The organism is Kineococcus glutinatus (assembly GCF_039542765.1).
Taxonomy (GTDB): domain Bacteria; phylum Actinomycetota; class Actinomycetes; order Actinomycetales; family Kineococcaceae; genus Kineococcus_A; species Kineococcus_A glutinatus.
In genome coordinates this window covers 1-2,140 of sequence record NZ_BAABIL010000676.1, presented here as the reverse complement: position 1 = coordinate 2,140, position 2,140 = coordinate 1, and the positions used below count along the sequence as shown (strand labels likewise).

Genomic DNA, 2,140 nt, shown 5'->3' with positions numbered 1-2,140 from the left:
CCGCCGGCCCGGCCCTCGCCCGGCTGCTGCCCGGTCGCCGCGTCCTGGCGGCCGACCCACCGCCCGGGGGCCCGCAGGGCGCGACCGACGGCGCCGGTGCCCGCGCCGCGCTCTTCGAGGCCGTGCAGGTCGTGCTGGAACGCCTCGCCCGCAGCGCGCCCGTGCTCCTCGTCGTGGAGGACGTGCACTGGGCCGACCCCTCCACCCACGAGCTGCTCACCCTGCTGCTCACCCGCGCCGGCAGCGCGCCCGTCTCGATCGTGGCCTCCTACCGCACCGACGACCTGCACCGCCGCCACCCGCTGCGCGGTCGCGCCGCCCAGTGGGCCCGGCTGCCCGGTGTCAGCCGCGTCCACCTGCAGCCGCTGCCCGACGCCGACGTGCGGGTGCTCGTGCACGAGCTGCAGCCCACGGGCCTGCGGACCGCCGACGTCGACCGGATCGTCGCCCGCGCCGAGGGCAACGCCTTCTTCGCGGAGGAGCTCGTCGCCGCGGCCCGCCGCGGGGAGGGCTCGCTCACCGCGGACCTCGCCGACCTCCTGCTGCTGCACCTCGACGCCCTCGACGAGGCCGCGCGCGCCGTGGTGCGGGCGGTGGCCGTCGCGGGGGGCCGGGTGGGCCACGACCTGCTCGCGGCGGTCGCCGCCGCCGGGGCGGTGGGCGGCACCGCGTCGGGCGGTGACCCGGGCGGTGACCCGGGCGGTGCCGCGCTGGACGCCGCGCTGCGCACCGCCGTCGACCACCACGTCCTCGTCGCCTCCCGCACCCCCGGTGGTCCCGGCTACGCCTTCCGCCACGCCCTGCTCGCCGAGGCCGTCTACGACGACCTGCTGCCCGGGGAGCGGGTGCGGCTGCACCGTGCCTTCGCCGCGGCGCTGGACACGGGTGCGGCCGACGGCACCGCCGCCGCCCTGGCCCGCCACGCCCGCGCCGCCGGGGACACCGCCACGGCGCTGGCCGCCAGCGTCCGCGCCGGGGACGAGGCGATGACCGTGGGCGGTCCCGCCGAGGCGGCCACCCACTACGAGACCGCCCTGCACCTGCTGGCCGGTCGGGCACCCGCCGACGGCGTCGACGTCGTGGACCTCGTGCTGCGCGCCGCCGACAGCGCCGCCGCAGCGGGCAGGCTGCACCGCGCGCTCGACCTGCTGCGCGCCGAGCTGGAGCGCCTGAGGCCCGGCGCGCCGCCGGGCAAGGGGGCCCTGCTGCTGCACGCCGTCGCCGGCACCGCACTGCTCGACGACGCGCCCGTCGGCGTCGTCGGCCTCGTCGCCGAGGCTCTGGAGCTGCTGCCGCCCGGCCCGTCCCCGCTGCGCGCCCGGCTGCTCGCGGTGCGCGGCCGCGCGCATGCGGCGCACCGGCGCGAGCAGGAGGCGCTGCGCTGGACCCGCGAGGCGCTGGACATGGCGCGGGAGCTGGGCGTGCCCGACGTGCTGGCCGACGCCACCACCACGTTCGCGCGGCTCACCCAGCACCCCGCGCCCGCGGAGGCGGAGCGCACGCTGCGCACCGCGCTGGCGGAGGCGCGGGCCGCGGGCGACGCCGCCGTCGAGCTGCGCAGCGCCCACCAGCTGGGCTCCCTGCTGTACGAGACCGGCCGGCTGGCGCAGGCGCAGCGGGCCTACGCCGACGCCGCCGCCCGCGCCGTCGAGCTGCGCCGCCCGTGGGCGCCCTACGGCCTCGACGGGCGCGCCATGGCCGCCCACGTCGCCGTCGTGCGGGGGGAGTGGGACGAGGCCCTGCGGTTGCTGGACGCCTCGTCCGAGTCCCCGCCGCCGCTGGCCAGGGCCACCCTGGACGCGGTGGCCCTGGCGGTGGCGGCGGGCCGCGGGCAGGTGGCGGCGCTGGGGTCGCTGCCCGCGCTGCGGCCCTGGTGGGAGCGCGACGGGCTCATCGCCGTGCTCTGCGGGTACGCCGCGATCGACCTGCACGGCGAGGCCGGCGACGTCGGGGCGGTGCTGGCGGTGCACGACGAGGTCGTCGGGCTGCTGGCGCAGCTGTGGGGCGGGTCCGGCTTCGCCGCGCGGACCCGGCTCGGCGCCCTCGTGCTCGGCCTGCTCATCGCCGCGGGCGCCCGGGTGGGGGCGCGGGAGCGGCGCGCGTGGCGGGGGCGCGCCGACGCGCTGCTGGACGCCGGGCG

1 protein-coding gene is annotated in these 2,140 nt (G+C 80.6%); it reads left to right on the top strand.

The window, feature by feature from the left end:
• The coding region (locus tag ABEB16_RS19975) for an ATP-binding protein (protein WP_345713949.1) at nt 1–2,140 on the top strand (2,140 nt) is incomplete at both ends.